The organism is Chitinophaga deserti (assembly GCF_003149455.1).
GTDB lineage: Bacteria > Bacteroidota > Bacteroidia > Chitinophagales > Chitinophagaceae > Chitinophaga > Chitinophaga deserti.
Window position 1 is genome coordinate 981,958 of record NZ_QFFK01000001.1, and the last position, 6,370, is coordinate 988,327.

Genomic DNA, 6,370 nt, shown 5'->3' on the forward strand with positions numbered 1-6,370 from the left:
GAAACAGCCAGCCCCTCTACATAAAGGTTCGGTTAAATTTATTTATATGAGCCTGTGATTAGGATTTCTTAAAACTTGTATATGGCCGCCAGCAATACGTTGGCCGAATTTGCCTTGGGTACATCTTCCCCTTTCAGGAAAATATCCTTCGAGCCATGATCCAGCCTGAACTCGGGGATCAGCGTAAAGCCTCCCACCTTGTACTGGCCAGACAGGGTAACGGCGAAGATGCTGCCACCTTCGGGATACTCCGTTTTATCTCCATATACTTTGATATTGTCTTTATCGGAGAAATACTCACCGCGCAGCGTAAGCCCGATGCTCTCCGTGGGGTCGAAATTGAGATACAGGGCAGAGCCGTACCAGTTGGTACTGATACCATTTTTATACATGCTGTAAGTACCATTGTATCCGAAGCCGAATTTAGGCGTCAGCTGATAGGTAAGCACGGCATCCAGCTGATCGTTCCGGGTCTGGAAAGTATCGCGGCCGCCTATGTAGTTGAGGTAAAATTTGAAGGGCACTTCTGCAGGAGCAAAACCATATTGTGCACCGATAAATTTAATTCCACCCCAGGTAGCAGATTTAAAATCGGTCGGATTGAACACGCCTACCATGAAGCTGTGCGAGCCAAACGTTAAATCCGCTTTAACCCCGGTGTGGAAGAAAGGGCCATAGGAAAACATATATGACATGCTGTAGTTGCGGTTCGCATAAGCATCCACCAGTTCATATCCCACGTGGGTGCTGTAAGAACCCATAGAGAATTTGAGCCATGAGGTGGGTGCATAGGCAACATAGAGTTGCTTGATGGCCAGGCGGGTCTTTTCATCGTTATAGGAGAAATCTTCCGCGCGCTTGCCGAATCCGATATCAGCTACCATCCCTACATTTTTGAAAGAGCTTTCCAGTTTAAGGGACAGCATATTCAACTCGAAAGAGTTATGGGAACCGGTGAAGCTGGTTTTATTATCGGTAGCGTTCTTGTTGAAATTGTATTTATAATATACATCGGCGGAGCCAGACAACTTAAAGCCAACCGGCAGGAGGCGGGTGGAGTCCTGAGCGGAGGCAGACACGGACAGTAAGACAGCCAGGAGCGCGAATAAACTTGTTCTCATCATTGGAATTTTAAAATTTTGGTTAATAAAATGATAAAGGGTTCGGCTGCTTGTTAAGGTGTTGAATCGTTGACATTGTGCTGTTCGGGCAAACCACTCCCGGATCGCCCGTCATCATGGCATTTTAGCCATGACGACGAACAACATCCGGTTTTTCAAACTAACTAGGTATTTACTAACTATTGCGAAAGATCAGCGTTGATTAACCGTGCTGGATGCCGGTTTCTTCTTCGGTAAGCGAGCCATTGGTGCCCACTTTCATGAGGTTGGGGTGATAAGCTTCGTTGTGTTGGGTAACGTCCAGGCCGAGTTCTTCTTCTTCGTCAGTCACGCGGAGCGGGTGAACGTAGTTGATGAACTTGAAGATAGCCCAGGATACCGCAAAGCTGTAACCTACTACCAGCAGGAGGCCAAGTGTTTGTTTATAGAACAGGCTGAAGTTTCCATAAGCCCAGCCGCTTTCTGTAAGAGCGGGGTTTACTGCCTGAGAAGCGAAAATACCTGTCAGGAGCATACCGGTCATACCACCTACACCATGGCAGGGGAATACATCCAGCGTATCATCGATAGAAGATTTGTTTTTGAAGTGTACCACCAGGTTGGATACAATAGCTGCAGCGAAACCAATGAACAGCGATTGCGGAACACCTACGAAGCCGGCAGCAGGGGTGATAGCCACCATACCTACAACTGCACCGATGCAGAAACCAAGTACCGAAGGCTTACGGCCGCGGATCACATCGAAGAAGATCCAGGAAAGACCAGCAGCGGCAGTAGCTGTGTTAGTAGCGGCAAAAGCGGTAACCGCCAGAGAGTTGGCACCGAGTGAAGAACCTGCGTTGAAACCAAACCAGCCAAACCAGAGAAGACCGGTACCCAGCAGTACGAAAGGTACGTTTGCAGGGGTCAGCTCTTTTTTAGCGATGTGGTCTTTACGGCGGCGGAGAACAAGTGCTCCGGCGAGTGCGGCGCAACCTGCGGAAATATGTACTACCGTACCACCGGCAAAGTCAAGCACACCCAGTTTAAAGAGAATGCCTTCGGGATGCCAGGTCCAGTGTGCGATGGGCGCATATACAAGGAGACTGAACAGTACCATGAAGAGCACGTAAGAGGTAAAGCGGATACGCTCAGCCACGGCTCCAACTACCAGTGCCGGAGTGATTACGGCAAACTTCAATTGGAAAAGCGCGAAAAGCATCAGGGGAATTGTGGGGCCAAGGCTCCAGGGCCCGCCGTCAGGTACTCCCTTAAAGAAGAAGAAAGTAGACGGGTCGCCGATGATCCCGTTCTGGGATGTACCGAATGCCAGGCTGAAACCTACCACAACCCAGATCACACTGATAAGGCCGGTGGCGATAAAGCTCTGCATCATGGTAGAGATGATGTTCTTTCGGTTTACCATGCCTCCGTAGAAGAAGGACAAACCGGGGGTCATCAAAAACACCAGACAGGTGGCTACCAGTATCCAGGCTACATCTGCAGCATTATACTTGCTGGCGTCAGCAAAAGTTGTCGGGGTCGGTAAAAAAATGCCAATTACGGCAAGCCCGGCCAAAACGATAAAGGGCAGATAATCCTGAAATGAATTTTTCTTCATAGCGTTTCATTTTAAAATTCTCAATAAAAGTAGGTGAGGGATTTAAAACCTCAAATAGAACGCCCGAAAATTGGAAAACATTGAAAATTCATGGGATTATGAGGCCGATACAGCAATCATATTAAAATCAGATGCAATATAATATTTGATTTTATGATAATTTGATGGGATAATGAGGGGGTATTATCAGTATTAACAAACTATATTTCAATTGATTATGAGAATATTTAGCGCCAGATTACGAAATTCTAATTTGCAGGTATGAATGTGCTACTACAAAAATGCATAAAACCTTACAAAGCTTTGATCAGTAAGGTTTTAAATATTAAAGCGAATTGCACTGGCTGTATAAAAACCGTACAATTCGCCCAATCATATTATAAATAATTCTATGCTGCTTTATTTGTTTTAGCAACTAATTTCTCTTCATATTCTCGAGTTCCTGCTGCATATTGAACATCTGGTCGCGCAAACGGGCGGCTTCCATAAAATCCAGGTCCTTGGCAGCCTTCTCCATTTCTTTCTTCACCTTCGCGATACTCTTCTCCATCTGCGGAATACTTTGTACGGTGCTTGCATTGAACGCCTTACCCTCATCCTGCACCACCGCCATCTCATCATGTACAGCGTACGGGGACGACTCATCGAAGTGCCGAATGGCCAGTACAGAGGTTTGCCCCATAATCTGTTCTTTAGACTTACGGACCGTTCTGGGTGTAATCCCGTTTTCTTCGTTGTGCTTACGCTGCTTCTCCCTCCGGCGGTCGGTTTCGTCTATAGTGCGCTGCATACTGTCCGTTATCTTGTCTGCATAGAATATCACCTTACCATCCACATTCCTCGCCGCACGCCCCGAAGTCTGGGTAAGTGAACGCTCATCCCTAAGGAAGCCTTCCTTATCCGCATCCAGGATCGCCACCAGCGACACCTCAGGCAAGTCAAGCCCTTCCCTCAGAAGGTTCACCCCCACCAGTACATCTATATTACCAAGGCGCAAATCCCGCAGGATCTCCACCCGCTCCAGTGTATCCACTTCACTATGTATGTACCTCGACTTAATATTAATACGATGCAGGTACTTGTCCATTTCCTCTGCCATACGCTTGGTAAGGGTAGTTACCAGTACGCGGTCGCCCTTCTTCACCGTTTTATCAATCTCATCCAGCAGGTCATCCACCTGGTTCTTACTGGGCCTTATCTCAATTGGGGGGTCCAGGAGGCCCGTAGGGCGAACGATTTGCTCTACCACCACACCCTCAGTTTGACGCAGTTCATATTCTCCGGGGGTGGCACTTACGAATATCGTCTGGTTCAGCAGGCTTTCAAACTCGTGGAAGTTCAGCGGCCGGTTATCCAGGGCGGAAGGCAGCCGGAAGCCGTAATCTACCAGGGTAAGTTTGCGGGAGCGGTCGCCCCCGTACATACCGCTCACCTGCGGGATGGTAACGTGGCTTTCATCGATGACCAGCAGGAAGTCTTTCGGGAAATAGTCGAGCAGGCAGAAGGGCCTTGTACCGGGCTTACGCCGGTCCAGGAAGCGGGAGTAGTTCTCAATACCGCTGCAATACCCCAGCTCACGGATCATCTCCACGTCGTAGTTTACTCTTTCTGAGAGCCGTTGGGCCTCAATGAGCTTCCCTTCTTTCTTGAAATAATCTACCTGCGCACTCATTTCATCCTGTATCTCATGGAGGATCTGCACCATCATGTCTTTCGGCGCGATGTACAGATTCGCCGGGAAGATGGCCGCAGTATCCATGGTACCAATGCGCTTACCGTTCTGTACATCGAAAGTCTCTATCTCTTCGATTTCATCGCCAAAGAAGGTAATTCGGTAACCATAGTCCACATAGGGCAGATTAATATCGACCGTATCGCCCTGAACGCGGAAGTTACCCCGGTTAAAATCTCCTGTGGTACGCGAATACAAGGCATTTACCAGTCCGTGGAGCATCGTGTTCCTCCCCAGCTGCTGGCCTTTGAAGATCCGGATGATACCGTTCTCAAAGTCGGTGGGGTTACCCATACCATATATGCAGGAAACGGAGGCTACCACAATAATGTCCCGCCGGCCGGAAAGCAGGTTCGAGGTGGCACGGAGGCGCAGTTTATCCAGTTCCTCGTTGATGGCGAGGTCTTTTTCTATGTAGGTATCGCTCACGGGCATGTATGCCTCTGGCTGGTAATAATCATAATAGCTCACGAAGTACTCCACCGCGTTTTCGGGGAAGAACTGCCTGAATTCCCCATAGAGTTGTGCTACAAGGGTTTTATTATGGGTCAGCACCAGTGTGGGCTTCTGCACATTCTGGATCACATTGGCTACGGTAAAGGTTTTACCCGAACCGGTAACCCCCAGCAGGGTTTGAGCGCGTTCGCCATCCTGCAGCCCTTCGGTGAGCTGTGCAATGGCGGTGGGCTGATCGCCTGAGGGTTTATAAGGTGCTTCTAATTTGAAAGGCATATCGTGTCTGATTTAACTGCGGGTCAACGAATTTCGTAATTTATGGGGGAATGACCGAACTTCGGTCCCAAAATTCGACAAATCGACTGACATGAAAAAGGTTTTATCCATACTGCTGTTGATCACGCTTGGCTACATACCATCCGCAAGCGCATACGGCCCCACAGGGCACCGCGTGGTAGCCGAAATCGCTACCTTCCGCCTCAGTAACAAAGCTAAACTCGGAATACAAAAGATCATAGGCAACGAAAGTCTTGCCATGATCGCCAACTGGCCCGACTTCATTAAGTCCGACACTACGGATACCTACAAACACACCTCTTCCTGGCATTACCTCGACTTTCCCGGCCATTGTACCCGTGCTGAATTCGACCGTATTATGGCAGCTGCCAAAGGGGAAAACCTGTACAGCCAGACAATGGCAATGATCGCTCAGCTTAAGAACCCGAAAACATCGGCTGCACAAAAACGCTTTGCGCTCACCTTCCTCGTTCACCTCATCGGGGATATGCATATGCCCCTGCACGTTGGGCGCGACGAGGATATGGGGGGCAACAAAATCCAGGTTTCCTGGTTCGAACGCCCTACCAACCTTCATCGTGTATGGGACGAGCACCTCATCGATTTCCAGCAATACAGCTACACCGAATATGCGCACAACCTGAACCGTGTAACTACTTCCGCCAAAGCTTCACTAATACGCCAGGGCAGCGTGGCCGACTGGATGTGGGAATCCCATGTATTAAGTGATAAAATATATGACCGGACCAACTCCGGCGACAAACTGAGCTACCGTTACAACTACCTTTTCGTGGAAGATCTGAATGATCAGTTACTGAAGGGCGGGGTACGGCTGGCCAGGGTATTGAATGAAATCTTCGCTTAGGCCATTTGCAGAAAGGCATAAAAGCCTGCATAAAATGGGGGTCTATTAAGCGGATAAAAGCCATTTTAGGATAGAAAAAATGTATTCTAACCGTATTGTAACCGTATTAATACCGTGTCCTAACCGTATTGTAACCGTATTGTAACCGTATTAAAACAGTATTCTAACCCTATGTCTTACACTGAAAAAACTTTACAGGGTTAGGGGGTTAAGTACGGGATTGGCTTGACAGCATTGTCGTTAAACACTGTTTTCGCTTTACAGTTACTTGGCTTGCGATCAAATTCGCTTTACAATTG

General features: G+C 48.3%; 4 protein-coding genes. 1 reads left to right on the forward strand and 3 read right to left on the reverse strand.

Annotated elements, in window-relative coordinates:
* Positions 1-68: 68 nt before the first annotated feature.
* The 3 genes from DEV76_RS04015 to uvrB all read right to left on the reverse strand — a co-directional run bounded on the left by DEV76_RS04015 (position 69) and on the right by uvrB (position 5,185).
* Entirely contained in the window at positions 69-1,124 is a 1,056-nt protein-coding gene (locus DEV76_RS04015) for a porin (RefSeq protein WP_109695298.1), read from the reverse strand.
* A gap of 199 nt (positions 1,125-1,323) precedes the next feature.
* The gene (locus DEV76_RS04020) at positions 1,324-2,721 is read right to left on the reverse strand and encodes an ammonium transporter (RefSeq protein ID WP_109695300.1); all 1,398 of its coding nucleotides are present in this window, start codon (positions 2,719-2,721) and stop codon (positions 1,324-1,326) included.
* A gap of 415 nt (positions 2,722-3,136) precedes the next feature.
* A complete protein-coding gene (gene uvrB / locus DEV76_RS04025) occupies positions 3,137-5,185 on the reverse strand; it encodes an excinuclease ABC subunit UvrB (protein ID WP_109695302.1) in 2,049 nt (682 codons plus the stop codon).
* A 91-nt stretch (positions 5,186-5,276) separates the two neighbouring features.
* Here uvrB and DEV76_RS04030 point away from each other — a divergent pair, with 91 nt between their 5' ends.
* Entirely contained in the window at positions 5,277-6,071 is a 795-nt protein-coding gene (locus DEV76_RS04030) for a S1/P1 nuclease (protein ID WP_109695304.1), read from the forward strand.
* Positions 6,072-6,370: the final 299 nt, after the last annotated feature.

Bases quoted from the DNA above. Each gene is read 5' to 3' on its own strand.
- DEV76_RS04015 (WP_109695298.1), bottom strand. From the start codon at position 1,124: ATGATGAGAACAAGTTTATTCGCGCTCCTGGCTGTCTTACTGTCCGTG.
- DEV76_RS04020 (WP_109695300.1), bottom strand. From the start codon at position 2,721: ATGAAGAAAAATTCATTTCAGGATTATCTGCCCTTTATCGTTTTGGCC.
- uvrB (WP_109695302.1), bottom strand. From the start codon at position 5,185: ATGCCTTTCAAATTAGAAGCACCTTATAAACCCTCAGGCGATCAGCCC.
- DEV76_RS04030 (WP_109695304.1), top strand. From the start codon at position 5,277: ATGAAAAAGGTTTTATCCATACTGCTGTTGATCACGCTTGGCTACATA.